General features: G+C 62.7%; 19 protein-coding genes and 1 pseudogene. 14 read left to right on the top strand and 6 right to left on the bottom strand.

Going from position 1 to position 19,945, the window contains the following annotated elements; translation table 11 throughout:
• Positions 1-70: 70 nt before the first annotated feature.
• The 6 genes from trbL (at position 71) to MRBLSP13_RS07040 (ending at position 5,075) form a co-directional block, all read left to right on the top strand.
• A complete protein-coding gene (gene trbL, locus MRBLSP13_RS07065) occupies positions 71-1,375 on the top strand; it encodes a P-type conjugative transfer protein TrbL (protein WP_363753635.1) in 1,305 nt (434 codons plus the stop codon).
• 5 nt (positions 1,376-1,380) lie between these two features.
• Positions 1,381-2,214 carry a conjugal transfer protein TrbF gene (gene trbF, locus MRBLSP13_RS07060; RefSeq protein WP_363753633.1) on the top strand — a complete coding sequence of 278 codons (834 nt, stop codon included), beginning with the start codon at positions 1,381-1,383 and terminating at the stop codon, positions 2,212-2,214.
• Positions 2,211-3,176, top strand: coding sequence for a P-type conjugative transfer protein TrbG (gene trbG / locus MRBLSP13_RS07055; RefSeq protein WP_363737676.1), 966 nt, complete (start codon positions 2,211-2,213; stop codon positions 3,174-3,176). Before trbF ends, trbG begins: the two co-directional genes overlap by 4 nt.
• Complete coding sequence (locus MRBLSP13_RS07050) at positions 3,173-4,369, top strand: TrbI/VirB10 family protein (RefSeq protein ID WP_363753631.1); 1,197 nt, start codon at positions 3,173-3,175, stop codon at positions 4,367-4,369. The genes trbG and MRBLSP13_RS07050 overlap by 4 nt, the downstream gene beginning before the upstream one ends.
• Before the next feature lie 9 nt (positions 4,370-4,378).
• Positions 4,379-4,600, top strand: a complete 222-nt coding sequence (locus MRBLSP13_RS07045) for a DUF2274 domain-containing protein (protein WP_363753628.1) — start codon at positions 4,379-4,381, stop codon at positions 4,598-4,600.
• Positions 4,601-4,838: 238 nt separating this feature from the next.
• On the top strand, positions 4,839-5,075 hold the full coding sequence (locus tag MRBLSP13_RS07040) for a helix-turn-helix domain-containing protein (protein ID WP_363753626.1): 237 nt from the start codon (positions 4,839-4,841) through the stop codon (positions 5,073-5,075).
• Positions 5,076-5,304: 229 nt separating this feature from the next.
• On the opposite strand, the gene MRBLSP13_RS07035 is transcribed toward MRBLSP13_RS07040, so the two are convergent.
• Positions 5,305-6,561: a type II toxin-antitoxin system HipA family toxin gene (locus MRBLSP13_RS07035; RefSeq protein ID WP_363753624.1), complete on the bottom strand. Its 1,257-nt coding sequence runs from the start codon at positions 6,559-6,561 to the stop codon at positions 5,305-5,307.
• An 11-nt stretch (positions 6,562-6,572) separates the two neighbouring features.
• Positions 6,573-6,866: a helix-turn-helix domain-containing protein gene (locus tag MRBLSP13_RS07030; protein WP_363737684.1), complete on the bottom strand. Its 294-nt coding sequence runs from the start codon at positions 6,864-6,866 to the stop codon at positions 6,573-6,575.
• A gap of 283 nt (positions 6,867-7,149) precedes the next feature.
• Between MRBLSP13_RS07030 and MRBLSP13_RS07025 the strand changes: the two genes are divergently transcribed.
• The 3 genes from MRBLSP13_RS07025 (at position 7,150) to MRBLSP13_RS07015 (ending at position 9,676) form a co-directional block, all read left to right on the top strand.
• Positions 7,150-8,049, top strand: a complete 900-nt coding sequence (locus MRBLSP13_RS07025; protein ID WP_363753621.1) for a TolC family protein — start codon at positions 7,150-7,152, stop codon at positions 8,047-8,049.
• Between the two features lie 648 nt (positions 8,050-8,697).
• Complete coding sequence (locus MRBLSP13_RS07020; RefSeq protein ID WP_363737688.1) at positions 8,698-9,522, top strand: transglutaminase-like domain-containing protein; 825 nt, start codon at positions 8,698-8,700, stop codon at positions 9,520-9,522.
• Positions 9,523-9,547: 25 nt separating this feature from the next.
• Positions 9,548-9,676, top strand: a complete 129-nt coding sequence (locus tag MRBLSP13_RS07015) for a hypothetical protein (protein WP_363737689.1) — start codon at positions 9,548-9,550, stop codon at positions 9,674-9,676.
• 258 nt (positions 9,677-9,934) lie between these two features.
• On the opposite strand, the gene MRBLSP13_RS07010 is transcribed toward MRBLSP13_RS07015, so the two are convergent.
• Positions 9,935-10,729: an N-formylglutamate amidohydrolase gene (locus MRBLSP13_RS07010; RefSeq protein WP_363753618.1), complete on the bottom strand. Its 795-nt coding sequence runs from the start codon at positions 10,727-10,729 to the stop codon at positions 9,935-9,937.
• Here MRBLSP13_RS07010 and MRBLSP13_RS07005 point away from each other — a divergent pair.
• The 4 genes and pseudogenes from MRBLSP13_RS07005 (at position 10,723) to MRBLSP13_RS06990 (ending at position 14,501) form a co-directional block, all read left to right on the top strand.
• A complete protein-coding gene (locus MRBLSP13_RS07005; protein WP_363737693.1) occupies positions 10,723-11,661 on the top strand; it encodes a transglutaminase family protein in 939 nt (312 codons plus the stop codon). The two genes, MRBLSP13_RS07010 and MRBLSP13_RS07005, sit on opposite strands and share 7 nt — an antisense overlap.
• Before the next feature lie 5 nt (positions 11,662-11,666).
• A complete protein-coding gene (locus MRBLSP13_RS07000) occupies positions 11,667-12,482 on the top strand; it encodes a transglutaminase-like domain-containing protein (protein ID WP_363737695.1) in 816 nt (271 codons plus the stop codon).
• 97 nt (positions 12,483-12,579) lie between these two features.
• A pseudogene (locus tag MRBLSP13_RS06995) lies at positions 12,580-13,767 on the top strand (M3 family metallopeptidase); the annotation flags it as partial.
• Complete coding sequence (locus MRBLSP13_RS06990; RefSeq protein ID WP_363753616.1) at positions 13,656-14,501, top strand: M3 family metallopeptidase; 846 nt, start codon at positions 13,656-13,658, stop codon at positions 14,499-14,501. The pseudogene MRBLSP13_RS06995 and the gene MRBLSP13_RS06990, both read left to right, overlap by 112 nt.
• A gap of 20 nt (positions 14,502-14,521) precedes the next feature.
• Here MRBLSP13_RS06990 and MRBLSP13_RS06985 read toward each other — a convergent pair whose 3' ends face one another.
• The 3 genes from MRBLSP13_RS06985 to MRBLSP13_RS06975 all read right to left on the bottom strand — a co-directional run bounded on the left by MRBLSP13_RS06985 (position 14,522) and on the right by MRBLSP13_RS06975 (position 18,987).
• A complete protein-coding gene (locus MRBLSP13_RS06985) occupies positions 14,522-14,983 on the bottom strand; it encodes a hypothetical protein (RefSeq protein ID WP_363753614.1) in 462 nt (153 codons plus the stop codon).
• Positions 14,980-17,067 (bottom strand): catalase, encoded by a 2,088-nt coding sequence (locus MRBLSP13_RS06980; RefSeq protein ID WP_363753612.1) that lies wholly within the window; start codon positions 17,065-17,067, stop codon positions 14,980-14,982. Before MRBLSP13_RS06980 ends, MRBLSP13_RS06985 begins: the two co-directional genes overlap by 4 nt.
• Before the next feature lie 204 nt (positions 17,068-17,271).
• A complete protein-coding gene (locus MRBLSP13_RS06975) occupies positions 17,272-18,987 on the bottom strand; it encodes an FAD/NAD(P)-binding protein (RefSeq protein ID WP_363753610.1) in 1,716 nt (571 codons plus the stop codon).
• Between the two features lie 106 nt (positions 18,988-19,093).
• Here MRBLSP13_RS06975 and MRBLSP13_RS06970 point away from each other — a divergent pair, with 106 nt between their 5' ends.
• Positions 19,094-19,546 (top strand): PA2169 family four-helix-bundle protein, encoded by a 453-nt coding sequence (locus tag MRBLSP13_RS06970; RefSeq protein WP_363753608.1) that lies wholly within the window; start codon positions 19,094-19,096, stop codon positions 19,544-19,546.
• The last annotated feature ends 399 nt before the right edge of the window (positions 19,547-19,945 follow it).

The following is a 19,945-nucleotide window of genomic DNA, read 5'->3' as shown; positions in this document are numbered from 1 at the left end:
GGTCCGGCTTCCGCTCCCCGAGTCCGGGGCCCGCGGCATCCTTTGAACCAAGCATCAGGACGCAAAGCGTATGGGCGATCTCAACGTCATCGATCAATTCATGGCAGCCTTCATCCGCTACATCGATAGCGGGTTCGGCCTGCTCGGCGGCGACGTCGGCTTCCTGACGCGCACGCTGATCGCGCTCGATATCACGCTGGCCGGACTGTTCTGGGCATTGGGCGGCGAGGACAATGTGCTCGGCCGCCTGATCCGCAAGATCCTCTACATTGGCGCCTTCGCGTTCATCATCAACAGCTTCTCCACGCTGTCGGACATCATCTTCCGATCTTTTGCGCAGGCCGGGCTGACCGCCGGCGGCGGCACGATCACCGCTGCCGATCTGCTGAAGCCCGGCCGCCTTGCCGGAACCGGATTCTCCGCCGCCTGGCCGCTGCTGCAACAGGTCAACCAGTATCTGGGCTTCACGACCTTCTTCGACAACTTCCTGACGATCGTGGTCCTGCTGGTCGCGTGGGTGATCGTGATCCTCGCGTTCTTCATCCTCGCCGTGCAGATGTTCGTCACCATCCTCGAGTTCAAGCTGACGAGCCTCGCCGGCTTCATCCTCGTGCCCTTCGCGCTGTGGAACCGCACCAGTTTCCTCGCCGAGCGTGTGCTGGGCAATGTCGTCTCCTCGGGCATCAAGGTCATGGTGCTCGCGGTCATCGTCGGCATCGGCTCGAACTACTTCACCCAGTTTACGACTGCCCTCCAGGGCCAGGAACCCGATATCGGACAGGCCATGAGCCTGGTGCTGGCAAGCCTTGCTCTGTTCGGGCTCGGTATTTTCGGTCCCGGCATCGCCTCGGGTCTTGTCGCGGGCGCGCCGCAGCTGGGGGCCGGCGCAGCGCTCGGCACCGTGCTTGGCGCAGGCGGAGCCCTGTACCTCGGCGGTGCCGGAGCGGCCGGTGCTGCTCGCGGCCTTGCCGCCGCTGGCCTTGGGGCGGTGCGTGCGGGCACGGCGATGGGATCGGCAGCCTCGACCGCCTACACCCTCGGTCAGGAAGGCGCCGGCTCCTCCAGCATCGGCGCCGGGATCGGCGGCATGGCGAGCGCCGCGGCCGGCGCCGCGCGGTCACGGATGTCGGCCGCGCTGGGTCTTGGCGAGGCCGCCGAGTCCGGCCGCCAGGCCGCGTTCAACGCCATGGCAGGACGTGACGCATCCGCCGCCACGCAAACCCCGGATAGCGCTTCGTCCATGCCCGGATGGGCGCGGGCCATGAGGGCGCAGCAGAGCGCCCGCCATCACCGCCAGACCGCCATCCACGCCGTGCAATCCGGCGACCGTGGTGGTCACGGCGCAACCCCCGACATCAAGGAAAGGGAGGACTGATCCTCATGATCTCGAATTCGACATTTTTCAGGCGCGCCGTCCAGCGATATGGACATACACCTCAGCCCGAGACACCCTATCAACGCGCAGGCCAACTCTGGGACGAACGCATCGGCTCGGCCCGCGTCCAGGCACGTAACTGGCGGCTGATGGCCTTCGGCTGCCTCGGCCTCACCACTGCGCTTTCGGGCGGCCTGCTCTGGCAGTCGCTGCAAAGCCGCATCGTCCCCTATGTGGTCGAGGTGGACAAGCTTGGCGAGGCGCGCGCAGTCCACCCCGCCGACAAGGATTATCAGCCGACCGACCCGCAGATCGCTTGGTTCCTTTCCCGGTTTATCGAGCACGTGCGGTCGGTCACGCTCGATCCGGTACTCATGCGGCAGGATTGGCTTTCGGCCTATGATTTCACGACGAAGCGCGGGAGCATATTCCTGGGCGATTACGCCCGCGCCGCCGATCCGTTCGGTCATATCGGCGAGCGCACCGTTTCGGTGCAGGTCACCAGCGTGGTGCGTGCATCGGACAAGTCGTTCCAGATCAAATGGGTCGAGACCGCCTACGAGCGCGGAGCCCAGGCAGGCACCTCGCATTGGACCGCGATCCTGACTATCCAGATGGTGCCGCCGACCAGCGCCGATACGCTGAGGAAGAACCCGCTCGGCATCTATGTCGATGCGATCGACTGGAGCCGCGAGCTCGAACCCACCGTTTCGTCCCTAGCGACCCCAACAGCCATTGCACCAGCGCGCTCAGCACTGCCGCTGCCGGCAAGGATCCCCGCCGGATCGCCGCTCGATCCCAACCTCGGCGCCGCCACAAATCAGGAGACCCAGCTATGAAAACCGCCCTTCTAGCGGCGATGTCACTTGCCTTCGCGGCTCCCGCTCTCGCCCAGAACGCGCCGACGATTCCGGCATTACCCGCGAACGCAGCGGTGCCGTCGGTTGCGGTCGCGGCACCGCCGGGCGCACCTGTCGTATCGTCTCCGCCGAAGGCCGCCACGCCGGTCCCGCGCCGTCGCCATATTTCCCCTTCGCCAGCCGAACTGCGTGTCCGGGCCGCCAATCGCGCCGCGACGCTCGAACCGGCGACCGGCGCTTATCTCAATGCTGTGCAGGTCTTTCCGTACAGCGAGGGCGCCATTTATCATGTGCTGACCGCGCCCGGGCAGGTCACCGACATCGCGCTCCAGCCCGGCGAGACGCTGGTGGCGGTGGCGGCGGGCGATACCGTGCGCTGGGTGATCGGTGATACAACGAGCGGTTCGGGCGATACCAGACGCACGCATGTCTTGGTGAAGCCGTTCAATGCTGGGCTCGCTACCAATGTGATCATCACCACTGATCGGCGGACTTATCATCTGGCGCTGAGCAGCACCGTGCGCACGGCCATGTCGGCGCTCTCGTGGACCTATCCGCAGGACGCGCTGATCGCGCTCAAGGCCGCGGCCGAACCGGCGCGGGCGGCGCAGCCGGTGGCTTCGGGGCTTGCCGTCGACCAGTTGCATTTCGGCTATGCCATCACCGGCGACAAGCCGGTTTGGCGGCCGCTGCGCGCGTTCGATGACGGGCGCCAGACCTTCATCCAGTTCCCCGCCAGTCTCGGCGAAAGCGAGGCGCCGCCGCTGTTCCTGGTCGATGCCAAGGGCAACGCCGAGCTGGTCAACTACCGCGTGCAGGGTCGCTACTATGTCGTCGACCGGATCTTCGATGCGGCGGAGCTGCGGCTCGGGCTCAAGCACCAGGACGTGGTGCGGATCAGCCGGACCGGTGAAACGGCCAGCCGGCGGAGGCCGTCGTGACCGAGGCGACGACGACACAGCCTGCCAAGCTCGATCCCGAGAGCCTGGCACTCCGTTCGCGCCCACCGCGCGCGATCCGGTTCAAGCGCGGCGTCATCATCGCCATCGCGGCGCTAGGATCGGTCAGCCTCGTGGCGGTGACCTGGTTGGCGCTGAAGCCACGCCTGTTCCACCGTGTCGCGGGGCAGGAGGAACTGTCCCAACCCGATCTGCGTCCCGCCAGCGATACGCTGAACGGCTTGCCGACGAGCTATGGCGACGTGCCTCGGCTCGGGCCGCCGCTTCCCGGCGACCTCGGCAAGCCGATCCTCGATCGCCAGCAGCAACTTGCGACCGAGATCAACCCGAGCGACCAACAACGCCAGCAGGCCGAAGCAGCCGAGCGTGAGCGCCAACTTGCCGAATTGAAAGCCGCGCGCGAGTCCGGTTTGCTGGTGCAGAGCCGGCAAGCGGCCACTGCCGTCGATGCGCCGACGCCCAGCGTATCAGCCGGAGAGAGTGCTCAGCCCAGTCTGCCGAAACTGGCGCTCGATCCGACGAACGATCCCAATGCGCAGGGGCGCAAAGAAGCCTTCGTCGGAAACCTCGATCCGCGCGGCGACGTCAATCCCCATCTTTTAACGCCGCCGCCATCGCCCTACACCCTGTCGGCGGGCAGTGTGATTTCAGCGAGCCTGATCACCGGCCTGCGCTCCGACCTGCCGGGGCTGGTCACCGCGCAGGTCACCGAGAACACCTATGACAGCGCCACCGGGCGGATCCTGCTCATTCCGCAAGGCGCGCGGCTGATCGGCAGTTACGATTCGGTCGTGGCATTCGGGCAGAGCCGCGCGCTCATCATCTGGCAGCGGATCGTCAGGCCCGACGGCGGTTCTATCCGGATCGACAATGTGCCGGCTACCGATCCGTCTGGATATGCGGGCCTGTCGGACAAGGTTGATTTTCACACCTGGGCCCTGCTTAGGGGCGTGGCGATATCGACCCTGCTCGGCGTAGGCGCGAACCTGACATTCACCGGCGAAAGCGATCTGGTCCAGGCGATCCGGGAATCCACGCAGCAGAACGTGTCCCGCGCCGGCGACCAGATCACATCCCGCAATTTGGCTGTCCAGCCGACGATCACGATCCGACCTGGCGCGCCGGTACGGCTGATTGTGCACCGTGATCTCATACTCGCACCGTGGCGCAATTAGGAGGAACACATGCTGGAACTCAAGCTCCCCAAGCTGCCGGACAGGACGGCGATCAAGCTGTCCATTGCCGTCACGCCAGACCTGCATCAAATGCTCCAGGATTATGCCGCGCTCTATGCAGAGTTCTACGGGCGCGAAGAGCCGATTGCAGAACTTGTTCCAGCAATGCTGGCCGCATTCCTCGAAAGCGACCGGGCATTCCTGCGCTCCCGGCGTGTCCCGGTGCGATGATGATCGCCTACGCTTCCCGCACTGGGACACGCCGCAATCTGGACGCCCTGCATGCCGCCGGATGGCGGCTGATGGCATCGACACGCGGTGTCCTTCGCACCAAAGGATACCGCTATGCGCTCGACAACGGCGCGTGGACCTCGTTCCAGCGCAGCGAACCCTTGCATGTAGCCGCGTTCGAAAGGCTGGCTAGCAGGAAGGGTCACACTATGACGCTCAATTGCCTGCGATCGCGGCCATGACGAGATCACCGACCATCGAAGAGCGCAGACAGGCGAGGCAGGAAGCCCTTGCCGCTATGGAGACATTGCCGACCGAGCCGATCAGCGTGCGGGTCTCCACGGCGGTGAAGCTCACAGGCATCCCCCGATCGACGCTTTACGAGTTAATCAAGTCCGGCGAGATCGAGACCGTCAAGATCGGCAGATCGACATTCATCCCCTATCGCTGCTTGAGGCGGCTGGTTGAAGGCTGAAGCAACAAATTGTCGAGGGCGTACGCGCGGCGACGCAAAAAAATGTTCCCGATCGGGAATGAATGCGGCGGCGAAAGATCGATAGGAGCGTCATATTCCCGATCGGGAATATGGATAGTCATCCTCTCGCCAAGATCGTTTGGGAAGAACGCAAGACATAGAGGGCTGCAGTGGAACGAACTCGCCGCCGCCTGCGATGACAACAATATCGTCCGAGTTTCTTCCGTGCTTATTTTTCCGCGCAGGAGTTCAGGATCGGCGTCATGACTTTCACATGCGCGTCGATACGCTCGAGCACCTTCGCAGGGACGACGGCGCGCTCCGGCAACTGCCACCAATGCTCGTTGACGCGAGCCACCGTCTCCACCACGGCTTGGAGAACCGCCGGCTCGGGCAGCCTTGCTCGGTTCGCGAAGGATTTCCAGCGCGGCGCCGATAGCGCCTTGAACGACCGCTCACCACCAAGCGACAACGCTATGCTGTCTGTGGGAATGTAGGGGATGGTCGATAACATGTCGTAGATCGGCGCGAGAGCAGGCGTGCTGCCGTCATCACGATAGATCAGCGACCAGTTCTTGAGGTGCATGTCGCCATTGCCGGTCACCACCGCCAGCACGAGCCGGCGCACGAATTCGAGCGCGGCAGCAGGGGAAACCGCCGCGTTCACGGCGGCGGCCACATCGTGATAGGCCGCCCCCTCATATTTACGGGAGGGATAGACGCCAAACACCTGAGCGAAGTCCTCGATGTGGATTCGCTCACCCCGTGGGCCACGGTCAAAACGCCTGATGAGAAGAACCTTGCCTTCCGACAGCGTGTCGAAATCCTCCGGAATGCCTTCAAAATCGGATTTCTCGACCAGTTCGCGCTCGGGCACGTCCATGCCGATCGCGGCCGCCAAGGCGAGATTGGCAAACTCGTTCTCGGACACACCCGGAAATGCCGTGGAGGGGAACTTCGCGATATATTGCCCTTGGCCGTCATCGAGCGGAAGCGTCAGTCCGCCGCCCTTGCCTGTGTTCTTCATCACCGACAGCTTCATCTGCACACCGGCGAGCGAAAAACGCGCCTTCGGTTTTCCCTTTGCACTGTCCTGCGGCGTTACTTTCATGCCGTCACTGGGTAGAACCCGGACGGCTCCCGGTAGATCTGCGCCGAGCGCGGCCAACAGGTCGAAGTCATTGCCCGGACGGACGGCGCCTGCATGATGCTTTTCCATCGCCTCGCGCAGCTTGTCCTCTGGCAGCAGGTTCGCAAAGAAGGGCGGCAATGCCCCGCTCACCGGCTTTGGATCCTTGCGCAAGCCCCCGGTGGCCGCGCGGAAGGACAGGCTGAGAATCGGTACACCGCCAGTTGTCCGATAGGCCTCTTCAAAGCTGAACGCATTGAAGTCACCGGGTGTCCTGACGATCACACCGACCTTCAGCGCATTCAGGAACACATCTAGGGACTGGATCGCCTGAGGTGCCTGAGACGTTTGAGCCATGATATTCGTCTTCAATCGGGGTGTGAGACAAAGGCGGGCAGGTCGTCGTCGTCATGCGGACGTAACAACGCCCGGACGGCCGGGACCATCGCTTGCGGCACCAGCATCATCTCCAGCCCAAGCGCACGAGCGACATTCATGAGCGTCGTGGCACGCGCAGCAGCAATGCCCGTTTCGATATCGCGATAGCGTGGACGGGATATGCCAGCCAGATCGGCCACCTGCTCTTGCGTCAATCCGGCGGCCAGCCTCGCCTGCCGTAGGAGTTCGCCTAGTTCGCGCAGGGTTTCGGATTGAGCACTCACTATGATCCCCATACGATTCAAAATGAAATCACATGAAGCGTCTACATATCTTTCTTCGGCCAGCACGTCAAATTCAGTGATCCCTTTTCATATCATATCGACCAATGAGATACGTAAACGAGTCATCGCCGATGGCATGGTCGTTTCGGGAGCGGAGAGAGGTGCAGACCGTTGTGGGTTTCGGCGGGGCCATAGGTCGAGACCGTCCGTCACCTTCCTGCCATCATTCACCGAGGTTCAAGAAATACCGCGTGCGCTTTAGTTCGCCCTGCTTGCGCAAAGCGTGACGGTGGCGGCGGAAACGACCCGCGCCTATCTCGACGCCTGTTCCTACGCCCATGCGCTCAATGTCGCGCAGGACAGCTATCGCGCCAGCAATGAAAGTCTGCGTCTGGTGACAGCGCAGGAGAAGGCGGGATCCGTCGGACGCTTCGATGTCGAGCGGGCTGCTGCTGCTGCGACCGCCCGCGCAGCCATTCCGTCGCTGGAGGCGCAGCATCAGGCTGCCCTGTTCGAACTCGCCGCGCTGCTGGGCAGTACGCCTGCCGACATTCCCCTTGCTGCACAGCAATGCACGAAACCACCCGCCGCAGTGGCATTACCGGTGGGCGACGGCGCATCACTGTTGCGCCGTCGCCCAGACCTGCGGCAGGCTGAGCGGCAGCTGGCGGCAGACACCGCGCGGATCGGTGTGGCTACGGCCGCGCTTTATCCCAAGATCAGCTTGGGCGGATCGGGGAATTTCTTCCGCAACGATAGCGTGCGTGGCAATGATAGTCTCAGCTTCTCGGTCGGGCCACTACTCAGCTGGAGCTTCCCCAATGTCAGCGTCGCGCGTGCCCGCATCCGTCAGGCGGAGGCGCAGGGCGACGCCTCATTGGCTGCCTTCGACGGGGCCGTCATCACGGCGCTCAAGCAGGTGGAGCAGGCGCTCAGCAATGCCGCGCGCGAACAGGAAAGACTCTCCATACTAGGAGAAGCGCGGACCCGTTCCCAGCGCGCCTTCGATTTTGCCACTGCGCGTTATCGCGCGGGGTCTGTCGGTCTTCTCGATGTGTTGGTCGCGCAGACGGCACTGCTGGACGCGCGGGCCGCGGAAGCGGCCTCGCTCCAGCGCCTGTCATCGTTGCGTGTCGACCTTTTCAAATCCCTCGGAGGTGGTTGGCGGGATATTGAGGCATAATCGGGCGCGCGATGGCAACAGCAGGCGCACATCAGCACCTGCCTTCAGTTCAATGAGCATGTCCCATGCTGGATCGCCAAAAAGCTGGGGAGAGCCAAGCAATTGCTCGTGCCTCTGCCTGCGGCGTACGGTTCGCCTCGCATTATCCAACGCGGTCCGCCTAACTCCCAGAACGCACCCGTGCGGTGTTTTGGATAGATGGCTCGATTGCATGCCGTCATGTGAACGAGCCTTAAACTCTCAAGTGACCGGCACAAAACCGTTACAAGTCCAGTTGGGTTCAAACCATCACGATAGATCCCAAGGATCTGTAACGGGCGGTCGATGCTGACAAGCTCCAGAGTGGTCTTAAGTCCATCTGATGTCGCGGCTTCATTGGGCTGTGAGTACCAGGCCATTTCAATCGATCAGATCAAGGTGGAGGCATTTGGCTTATGCTTGTCGCATCGGTGGCCAATTAATTCCGTTTTATTCCACGCGGTGGCTTGAAATGCATGAAGGCAAGGACCATTTAATCTCATATCTTCTTCGACCTGATGGCTCGTCCAGATATGACGCAATTGCCCTCTTGAGCAATTGTCGCTGATCATGGCGTCAATATTTCAGCCGCGACCCGGTGCTTTTGATCCGGCAGACTAAGGATCATGAATGCTAATTCGGGCTGGATATGATATCGCCTTTGCGGCCGAAGAGGCCGTGCCGATGCTGGCCATGCTCAGCATCCACCCCAGCCGGAACCGGGATCTTCGCAGCGCCCAGCGGATATTCACCCAGCCCGATGTGGCCGCCTATGACTATGTCGATGGGTTCGGCAATATCTGCACACGGCTGACGATGCCGCGGGGTGGCATCGCCATATCCTGCGGCTTTGTGATCGAGGACAGCTTTCTGCCCGATGTCATCGCATCGAGCGCCATGCAGGTACCGTTGGAGCAAATTCCCGACGATGCTTTGCACTTTCTGCTGGGTAGCCGCTATTGCGAGACGGACCGCCTGTCCGATCAGGCTTGGGCGCTTTTTGGCCGCACGGCACCCGGCTGGTCACGGGTTCAAGCAATTTGCGATTATGTGCATGAGCATATCCGCTTCGACTATATGGCCGCGCGATCGACACGCACGGCATGGGATACAAACGAAGAACGCGTCGGCGTCTGCAGGGACTATGCGCACCTCGCCATGGCTCTCTGCCGTTGCATGAACATCCCCGCGCGATACTGTACCGGCTACATGGGCGACATGGATTTGCCGGCCCTTGTTGGCGACATGGACTTCTCGGCTTGGTTCGAGGTCTATCTCGACGGCACATGGTACACGTTCGATGCGCGCCACAACCGTCCCCGGCGTGGCCGCATCCTGATGGCCCGCGGGCGGGATGCGGCTGACGTGGCGCTGACCACGACCTTCGGCACTGCAAGGCTTACGCGCTTCGACATCTACACCGACGAGGATCGCCTCGGGCATATTGTGCCCTGATATTCAATCAGCCAGGAGACTGCGAATGGCCAAGAGCCAGAAGAGATCGAACCGCGAAGTACGCAAGCCCAAGGCCGAAAAACCGGGCAAGACTAATGCGTCCAATCCATCGACCAAGCCCGGTGTCGTCGGTATCGTGACATTGAAGAATTGATGATGCGACACACGTTTACACAGCGTGGCGCGGTGAAGCTTTCCGATGGGGAGGCCAGCCGCCAGAGCCGCGTGACAAAGCTCGCCCTGGAAAGGCTGGGCGTATCGGCCGCTATCGCTTTTCTCAAACGATCACCTGGACGATCTTTCGGGCCGACCGATCCAGATTGCCATGGCCAGCGAGGGGGGGGCTCCAGTCCATCGAGCGACTACTGGTTAAACGCCCGTGATCGCGAGATAGCCATCAACATCGTTGGCGCTAGGCGCTCGCCGCTGCCAGAATAGTATCGGCCAGTCGCTGCGCCCAGCTAGACTGGCCGGCTTGGGTCGAGATCATGTCCTGCCGGACTTCGATCTCGGCATAGCGCAATGCGCGCGAAATGGCGTGGCGGGGTATGGTATAGTCGGTGTCGTCCATTGCGTAGGGCGCATTGTCGCCGACTGTGATATCGCCCCGTTGCGCCAGGGCATGCAGCATAGCCACCGCCATGTCGATGCGACCATGCCAATACAGGATACCGATATCCCAGGGCCGGGTCATACCGTTCATGATCGGCGTAAAGCTGTGCAGTGACAGCAGGATCGTTTGGCGACCGGCCGCGAGGCGCGCGTCGATGATGGCTTCGAGCGCGGCGTGATAGGGCCGATGAATCTCCTCGATCCGCGCCTGCCGCGCGACCGCGTCCAGTCCTTCGTTGTCCGCGATAGTGATGCCATCGGACACCGCCGGCATCGCGTCCGGCCGATCTGGATCGCGGTTGCAATCGATGACGAGGCGCGAATAGGTCTGATGCAGAAAAGGCGCGTCGAGCAACAGCGCCAGTTTCCGTCCCATGCCAAGCACGCCGATATCCAGCGCAATGTGGCGAGTCCGATCGGCAGGCCCCAGTCCCAGGTCGCCGAGCGCGCTGGGAATGGCCGAACCGGCATGATCGCCGATCAGCAGGAACGGCGCGGCGCCCCCTGCGTTAAACAGAGTGAACGGCGCCGGATCATCCGGGCCCAACAGTCCGTCCACTGCGCGCCCGACCGTCAGGATCCCATTCCATGCCATTGCTGACGATCCGCCATGTTACTGACTATCGCTACAAGGCGCCGGTATCGCTGGGTGAACATCGCATCATGATGCGCCCACGCGAGGCGTTTGACCAGCATTTGCTGTCTGCTCGCCTTGATATCGATCCCAAGCCCAGCGAATTGCGTTGGCTGCATGATGTGTTCGGCAATTCGGTGGCGATGGCGCTGTTCGAGCGGCGGACGTCGAAACTGACCGTCACGAGCGAGACGACGCTGGAACATGCGCCTCTGGCGCAAGGGCAGGTCGACGTCGAACCCTATGCGCGGCTGTTTCCGTTCACCTATTCGTCCGAGGACATGCCCGATCTGCTCCGGTCGATCGAGCGCCAGCATCACGACCCCGAACGGATCGTCGACAACTGGGCGCGCGGTTTCGTCAGCAATCATGGCGATACGGAGACCGTCGCCCTGTTGACGGCCATCGCGACCGGCATCAAGCGCGATTTCACCTATGTGCCCCGGCACGAAAAGGGCACCCAGTCGCCGATCGAGACCTTGAGGAAGCGGCAGGGCACCTGCCGCGACTTCGCCGTACTGATGATCGAGGCGGTGCGCGCGCTCGGCTTCGCCGCGCGGTTCGTGTCGGGCTATGTCTACAATCCCTCGCGCAAGGAAGACGTCCTGGGCGGCGGCAACACCCATGCCTGGGTGCGGATCTTCCTGCCCGGTTCGGGCTGGGTCGAATTCGATCCGACCAACGGCATCATCGGCAATCGCGGCCTGATCCGCGTCGCCATCGCGCGCGATCCCTATCAGGCCTTGCCATTGTCCGGCACCTGGTTCGGCTTGCCCGCCAGCTATCTGGGCATGGACGTCACCGTCGATGTCTCTCGCGCCGATCCCGCCAAATTCCCGCGCTCTTCCCATGGCGCCATCAACAGCCGACCCGTCGGCTCTTCAGGAAAGTGACATGCATGCTGATCCGTTGCGGATATGACATCAGCTTCCAGGCCGAGACCCGAACCGCGATGATGGCGATGCTGAGCCTGCATCCCTCGCGCCATCAGGACCTGCAAACGGCGCAGAGGCTGACGATCAGCCCCGACATTCCGCTCTATCATTATGAAGACGGTTTCGGGAACCTGGCCACGCGCCTCACCGTTCCGCCAGGCGGCGTCACACTGTCCTGCGATTTCGTGATCGAGGACAGCGGCGCGCCGGATCGCCGCGCGCCGACGGGGCCGCAGATGCCGGTGGAAGATCTGCCGGACGATGTGATGATCTTCCTGCTCGGCAGCCGCTATTGCGAGACCGACCGGCTGATGGACGTGGCCTGGGCCAATTTCGCCCATTATGGGACGGCCAGCGAGCGTGTCGATGCGATCGTGGATTTCGTCCACAATCACATCGAGTTCGGCTATCATCATGCACGGCCTGACAAGACCGCCTGGAATGGCTATCAGGAGCGGCAGGGCGTCTGCCGCGATTTTGCCCACCTCGCCATCACGTTGTGCCGGTGCATGAACATTCCGGCCCGTTACTGCACCGGCTATCTGGGCGATATCGGCATTGCGCCGGTGGACGCGCCGATGGATTTCAGCGCCTGGTTCGACGTCTATATCGATGGCCAATGGTATACGCATGATGCCCGCCACAACCGTCCCCGGATCGGCCGCATCCTGATGGCGCGCGGACGTGACGCCACCGATGTCGCATTGACCACGGCCTTTGGTCCGGCGACGCTGACCCTGTTCGAGGTCCATTGTGACGAGGTGCAATCGATTGACTGATCTCCCCGTCCTGTTGCGGCCATGGGACGGTCCGCTCGGCGCGCCGCCCTTCGCGCAGGTGCGGCCCGAAGATTTCCCGTCGGCTTTCGATACGGCCATGGCGTGGCATCGTGCCGAGATCGCGGCGATCGCCGACCAGTCCGCCGCGCCGGACTTTGACAACACGATCGCCGCGCTGGAACGGTCGGGCGAGGCGCTAGCGCGCGTGCGCCGGCTTTTCTGGACACTGTCCTCCACGCAAGCGACGCCCGACATTCGTGCAATCGAGGGCGACATTGCGGCGCGGCTGAGCGCTCATTCCACCAAAATCGGCCATGATGACAGGCTCGCCGCGCGGATCGCGGCGGCTCATGCGGGGCGGCATGACGCCGGCCTGAATGACGCGCAGATCCGGTTGGTCGAAACGACCCATGCCGGTTTCCTTCGCAGCGGATCGATGCTGGAGCCGGCGCAAAAGGCGCGCTTCGCGGACATCGACGCGCGCCTCGCCGCGATCGCCGTGCAGTTCGGGCATAATGTGATGGCCGCGACCGGCGCCTGGATACTGGACCTGGGCGCTGACGATCTCGCAGGCTTGCCGCCAGCGCTGTGCGCAGCGGCCGCCGGGCGCGCCACCACGAGCGGCGCACCGGGCCGCTATCATGTCACGCTCGACCGCACGGACTATGAGAGCGTCCTGACCTTTTCGGCGCGACGCGACGTTCGCGAACGATTGTGGCGCGCCTTCACCGATCGCTGCGACGGGGGCGCCCACGACAACTGGCCGCTGATTGCCGAGACGCTGGCTCTGCGGCGCGAGCGCGCCACGCTGCTCGGCTATGCCGATCACGCACATTATGCCTTGGAACACAGCATGGCGCATTCGCCCGATGCCGCCCATGCGTTGCTGTTGCAGCTATGGGAGCCCGCCAAGCGCCGCGCCGCCGAGGAAGCGGCGGAATTGCAGGCGCTGATCGACAGCGAAGGCGGCGGCTTTGCGCTCGCACCCTGGGACTGGCGCTATTATGCGGAGAAGGTCCGCCGGTCACGCTACGCGCTGGACGGAGCGGCGGTGGCGCAGCATCTGCGGCTGGACGCGGTGCGGCAGGCGGCGTTCGATACCGCAGCACGCCTCTATAGCCTGCGCTTCATTCACCGGGCCGACATCGCTGGATATCATCCCGATGTCCGGGCTTGGGAGGTGCGCGACGATCGAGATGCGCCGGTGGGTCTGCTCTTCACAGACTATTTCGCCCGCCCGGAAAAGCATGGCGGCGCCTGGATGGGCAGCCTGCGCGTGCAGGAAAACATGGACGGCGACGTGCGGCCGATCGTCTATCTGGTCGCCAATTTCGCCGCCGCGCCGCCGCGCCGCCGCCCGACACCGCCGCCACTCGCCTCTCGATCGATGAGGCGCGCACGCTCTTCCACGAATTCGGCCATGCTTTGCACGGCTTGCTGTCCCGCGTCACCTATCCCAGCCAGTCGGGCACCGCCGTCGCGCGGGACTTCGTCGAGTTCCCCAGCAAGTTCATGGAGAACTGGATCGTCAGCCGGGAGGTGTTGTTGGGATTTGGCGTGCCCGATGCGCTGATCGCGGCGATCCATGAAGCGGAAGCCTATGGCCAGGGATTTGCGACGGTCGAACTGATCAGCTGCGCCCTGGTCGATCTCGCAGTCCACCGCGCGCCGGATGCCGCCGCCGATCCCCGCGCCTTCATCGATGCGGAACTGAACAGGCTCGGCATGCCACGGGAAATCGGCCTGCGGCACCGCTTTCCCTGTTTCACGCATATCTTCGATGGCGGCTACGCCAGCGCCTATTACAGTGATGCCTGGTCCGAGGCGCTGGACGCCGATGCCTTTGAGGCCTTTGTTGAATCCGGCGACATATTCGACACGGGCCTGGCGCATCGCTTCAAGCAGGAAATCCTGGAACGGGGCGACAGCCGTGACCCCATGGCCTCATTTCATGCTTTTCGTGGTCGCGGTCCCGATCCAAAAGCCCTGATGAGGGTACGGCATCTGTTATCCGGCTGATTTGAGGCGGATCCGCTGTTCTATTGTTTCTCGCGTTTCTTCAGCCGCCGGGCATTAGCCGTCGCCGTCTTGTGGATCGGTGCCAAGGTCACTGCTGCCATGCGCGAAACGGCATCGATCGACCGCAGCGCCTGGCTGCGGCCCTGAAGCATCCACAAGGGATTGCCTGACAGCATCGCCGCCGCCATCGCTTGCCCTTGCGACAGGAACGCCTGATGCATGACAGCTATGTTCTGCGTCAGCGCCGCCCCGCTTTGCGTAAAGGCCTCGATCTTCTCCGGCACCATGCGCGACAGTTCGCGATAATCGCCGGTCAGGGGAGACCGACCGGCATTGCAAATAAGGATGGTTCGGGCATCGATGGCACGCTGCGACGTCAGGAGCGTCTCCGTCGCCTTCATCCATGTCCTTTGCAGGTCGAAGCCGATTACGAACATTTGCGACCAGGTCGCGAGCGGTGAGGTCGTCTGCGGCGCGCTCATGCGAGCGTCCGCAGCGCGGGTTCGCGTGCATAATATCGCAATGCTGCCGCCTTTACGAAGGCCTCGCCTGTTCCGACCACGCCTTCGTCCGGCTCGACGCCCCCCTTGTCCAGCAGCGGCTTGGCGGCGTCGCTCGCGCCGATCGCCTTGAGGTGGCCGAAGGCATCCATCGCGAACTGAACGGCGGCCGCCTCCTTCACCAGCGCGGCGCATCCTTCTTGTGACAGGATGATCGCGACCGCGTCGAAAATCTGGCTCGGCGACCCGGCCAGCTGGCCATCGGCCTTGCGCATCTTGCCGTCGGACAGTTTGGCGCCGCTAACCTTGGGCGCGACGACCAGGGCCTTGCCCCCGGCCTTTCCGATCGCCGCGATCAGGCTGTCCAGTTCCTGCGCGTCGGTGCCATCCGCGATCAATATGCCGATCGCCCGGCCCTCCAGCGTGGCCTTCATATTCTTGTGGATCGAAAGCGCATCGGAGGATGCCATGTCTACCGGCGCCTTTGCCGCCGGCGCGGCCTTGGGCAGTGCGATGCCCAGTCCATCGGCGACCCGCTTCGCCAGATCCTCATCGACGTTGCGCAAATTGGCGACCAGGCGCGCTGGCACCTGGTCGAGAACGGCCACCTTCGACAGCTCGAATACGAAGGAGGAGGCGATATGGGCCTGTTCATTCTCGCTCTGCGATAGGTAGAACAGCCGCGCCTGGCTATAATGATCGGCGAAGCTTTCCGCGCGCACCCGCAGCTTCTCGCCAGTTTCCTCTTCACCTGAAAATGCGGTCGATGTCGCAAAGCCGCTTTGCGGACTTTCGCGAGGACCGCCGTTCTCGCCATGGTCGGAAAGGCTGTTGGGTTCGTAGTTGGCCCGGCCTTGGGGCACCGCCATCTGCATGTGCCCGTCGCGCTGGAAATTCTGGAACGGGCAGCGTGGCGCGTTCACCGGAATCTGGTGGAAATTGGCCGTGCCCAGCCGGGACTTCTGCGTATCGAGATAGGAGAAGAGCCGTCCCTGAAGCAGCGGATCGTTGGAAAAATCGATGCCCGGTACGATATTGCCGGGGCAGAAGGCGATCTGCTCGGTTTCGGCAAAGAAATTGTCGACATTGCGATCCAGCACCAGCCGGCCGATGATGCGCACAGGCACATCCTCCTCCGGGATCAACTTGGTCGCGTCGAGCACATCATAAGGCTGGGCGTCGGCAAAGGCCTTGTCGAAGACCTGGATGCCAAGTTCCCATTCGGGAAAATCGCCAGCATCGATCGATTCGAACAGGTCACGGCGATGATAGTCGTTGTCGGCCGCCTGCAGCTTCAGCGCCTCGTCCCAAATGGTCGATTGCAGGCCGAGTTTCGGCTTCCAGTGGAATTTGACGAAATGCGTCTTGCCGGCCGCGTTGACGAGCAGGAAGGTGTGGACGCCGAACCCCTCCATCATGCGCAGGCTGCGCGGCAGGGTCCGGTCGGACATCGCCCACATCAGCATGTGCGTGGTCTCGGGCATCAGGCTCGCCCAGTCCCAGAAGGTGTCGTGCGCGCTGCCGGCCTGCGGATAGCCGCGGTCGGCCTCCATCTTCACGGCATGGACCAAGTCCGGGAATTTCATCGCATCCTGGATGAAGAAGACGGGGATATTATTGCCGACCAGATCCCAATTGCCTTCGCGCGTGTAGAATTTTACCGCGAAGCCGCGCACGTCGCGCGGCGTATCTACTGACCCCGCGCCGCCCGCCACGGTCGAAAAGCGCACGAAGACCTCGGTCTTCTCGCCTTTGGTAAAGAGCGCCGCCTTGCTGAGGTCGGAAATATCGTCGGTTGCTTCGAAATAGCCGTGCGCGCCCGTCCCGCGGGCATGAACGATGCGTTCGGGTATACGCTCATGATCGAAGTGGAAGATCTTTTCGCGGAGGACGAAATCCTCCAGCAAGGTAGGGCCGCGCGTGCCCGATCGCAGGCTGTTCTGATTGTCGGAAACGGCGATGCCCTGATTGGTGGTGAGGATGGCATCGGCGCCGGCGCCCCTGGCCGCCGTCTGATGCGTTTCTCCACCCTGTGAAGGCGACGTGTTTGAAGTGCGGTTGGCCATCGGGCGTCCTTTTCATGATGGGATGTCTGGTCGGCGCGGCGGACACCGGCCTTCGATCATCCAAACGTCCGAAAAGCAGGTCCGTCCCTGTTGCGGATCATTCTCAGGTCAGACTGATCTGCATCAGCGGAACCCAGGTCGATTGCCATGCCGTTCCCTCATTGTCGGACGGGGTGGGGAGGCAGTGTGGATCTTCGAGCAGCTTCAAACGGCAGTCCGCTCCACCAGCGTGGCATTATCGTCGTGACAACGGCCAATGGCAGCGGCCAGCCTTTCCCCGACCACTTCGCCCATGTCGTGCGCGCTTGTTATGCCCTGGATGAAAGGGTGGCGGCCCATGAGGAAGGGCAGGCTGAGACAGAAGATCTGGTCCTCGGGAATGTCTTCGGAAATCGGATGAAACGCATCGTCTATGACGATGCCGCGCGACGGACTGTCGCCATTCGCCGGATTGACGTCGCGGATCACGCCCTGGCGGCGGAGTGAAGGGAAGGGAAAATCCTTGGCGCGGAGCGAGCGCTGGCCCATGGCCTCGATGAACACGGGATAGTGCGTGCGTTCGCCGTCCTTTATGAGGGTGGCGCCGCCTTCGAGGGTGTGGCTGTCCACGCGGTACTGCTCGCCCACCGCGATCACGTCCAGTTTTCCCGCGCGATGCAGCGCCAGCATCCGCTTGACGGATTCGTGAGGCACTGTCGCATAGTCGTCGATGAACACAGGAGCGAGGAATCGAGAGAAGTGTTCGAATTCCTCATCGTTCAGATGTGGGACCAGCGTTTCCAGCACTTCGTGCATGCGCAGGATCGCGTAGCGCCAGGGGACGGTGTAGCGGGCTTCGTAATTGGCCTGGGCCTCGCGAAGGTTGCTTTCCGCCCACGCGAATGTCGGCGTGGCCATCCGCTCGGCGAAATAGCGTTCGGCGAACCCCTCAAGGTCAAGCTGCGCCACTTGCAGCCTCCGCGCATAGTCCGGGTCGGCCTCAGTCAGCTCCTGCCTGAAGAGCATGTAGGCCCGGTTGAGAAGGTCGCCGCCACCGTCCTCCGCCAACCTTGCCATCGCCTCGCGGTTGCAGACGGCCAGCGGCTCGTAGGGAAGGGGGAAATAGAAGTCCGCTTCGGGCAGCAGGCCTTTGCGGGAAATCATGGTGATGGCGAAGGCGTCCGTCCCAGGCAACGGCGTGTAGGACAGCATATCGTCCGCCGCCTCGACGAATTCCCCATGCATCACCGCCAAAGCCACCGCAGCGTCGATAGCGCTGAGCGATGATCCCCGGATACAGACCGGGACGGGTGGGATGCCGGCAAGGGCGGAGGCTGGCCAGGGACTGAGGAAATAGCCTGGGCGAACCTCCGGCTCGGCCGGCCACTGGTGGCCGGTGGCCAGCACGACATGGGTAAAGGCCTGTTCGAATGACGGACCTCGCTTCGGTCTGACCGACAGCGTCATGCCGACGGGGCCGCTTGAGGCGTCGATCACCTTGCAGTTGGTCCGGACAGTGACGTCGATCCCTTTCCTCCTGGCCCGGTCGATGAGCGCGTGGAGCTGATCGACGAAATATTCGCCGAGGGCGAGGCGGGGGTAGAAGGCGCGATCGTCGATCTCGCATGGTTCTATGCCCAGCCGGACAAGTCTCTCATTGGACTGACGACCGAGCCATTCGACCAGACTTTCGGCGAGCGGCGGGATCTCCACGCTGGATATGTTCGAAAGCATGGCCGGATCGTTCCAGCCCGGTCGATACGGCGTGCCGCGACCGACGCCCGCCTGCTCCTCGAAGATGGTGAGGTTGAAAGGTACGGACGCATGGTCGATAAGCGCATTGAGCGTATAGATCGTCGTCGGGCCGGCTCCGACGAAGGCGATGGTTGGGTTCATGCCTGCATAATGTTCGGCAATGTTGTTCGGTGCCGGGACCGTCACGCAAATCGTGCTGATCCAGGTCAATGTCGATGGGACTTTTCTCGGCCGCCCGTCGTTAAGGGGTGTTGGCGTTGCCCCAGCGCCGTCCTTAATGACAGGAATTATCATGTCCGAGAACAGCCACGACATTTCCACCCTCAACGGTCTCATCGCCACCACCCTCGACAGCGTGAAAGGCTATAGTGAAGCCGCCAAGGAGAGCGAGACCGGCCGTTACGGCGCGCTGTTCACTTCGCGCGCAAGCGAGCGCCAGCAAGTCGCGACACGGCTGCAGCAGGAGGTCGCGACGCTGGGTGGCAAGCCCGAAGACGACGGCACCATCGCGGGGGGCGCCCACCGCCTCTTCATCAACCTCAAGGCGGCAGTTACCGGCCATGACGACAAGGCGATCGTCAACGAGGTCGAGGCCGGAGAAGACCATATCAAGGCTAAGTTCGAGGACGCGCTGGCGGATCGGGAACTGTCCCCCGCCGTCCGCTCACTGATCGAGACCGCCTATGCATCGGTCAAGGAAGGCCATGACGAAATGCGCGACCTGAAGCACGCGCTGCGGGATTGAAGAGGGTGGCGGGGGAAGCCCCCGCCCCCATCTATGGAGCAAGACAGCTATGGTTGAATGACGCTGGCTGTGATAGCCCTGCCTCCCTTGCGTACCGTGCTTATTGCGGGCTTCACCGCTTCCGAGTGTACGCCAATCCATATGATCAAGTCTCTTTCCCTGCTGCTGCGTCGTTCGTTTTGAACCCCTTGGGGTATCCGCCACGGTGGCGAAGCGGCTCAACGCTCGTTCGGCGGGCACAGGATTGCGCGCTATGCTGTTCGCGCATGGCTTCATCTGCATGAGTTTTTAATGAGAATCGTTGCATCACATACTCCAAGCGCTTATCTGGGGCGCAGGAGATATGACATGTCGGCTCTCAGCGAACTCAAGCGCCACCTGCGCCCCGGACAGGTTTAC

It is taken from the genome of Sphingobium sp. LSP13-1-1.1, from assembly GCF_040676415.1.
In the GTDB taxonomy this organism is placed as follows: Bacteria; Pseudomonadota; Alphaproteobacteria; order Sphingomonadales; family Sphingomonadaceae; genus Sphingobium.
The sequence above is the reverse complement of the archived record's forward strand: the minus strand, read 5'-3'. Positions and strand labels throughout refer to the sequence as shown.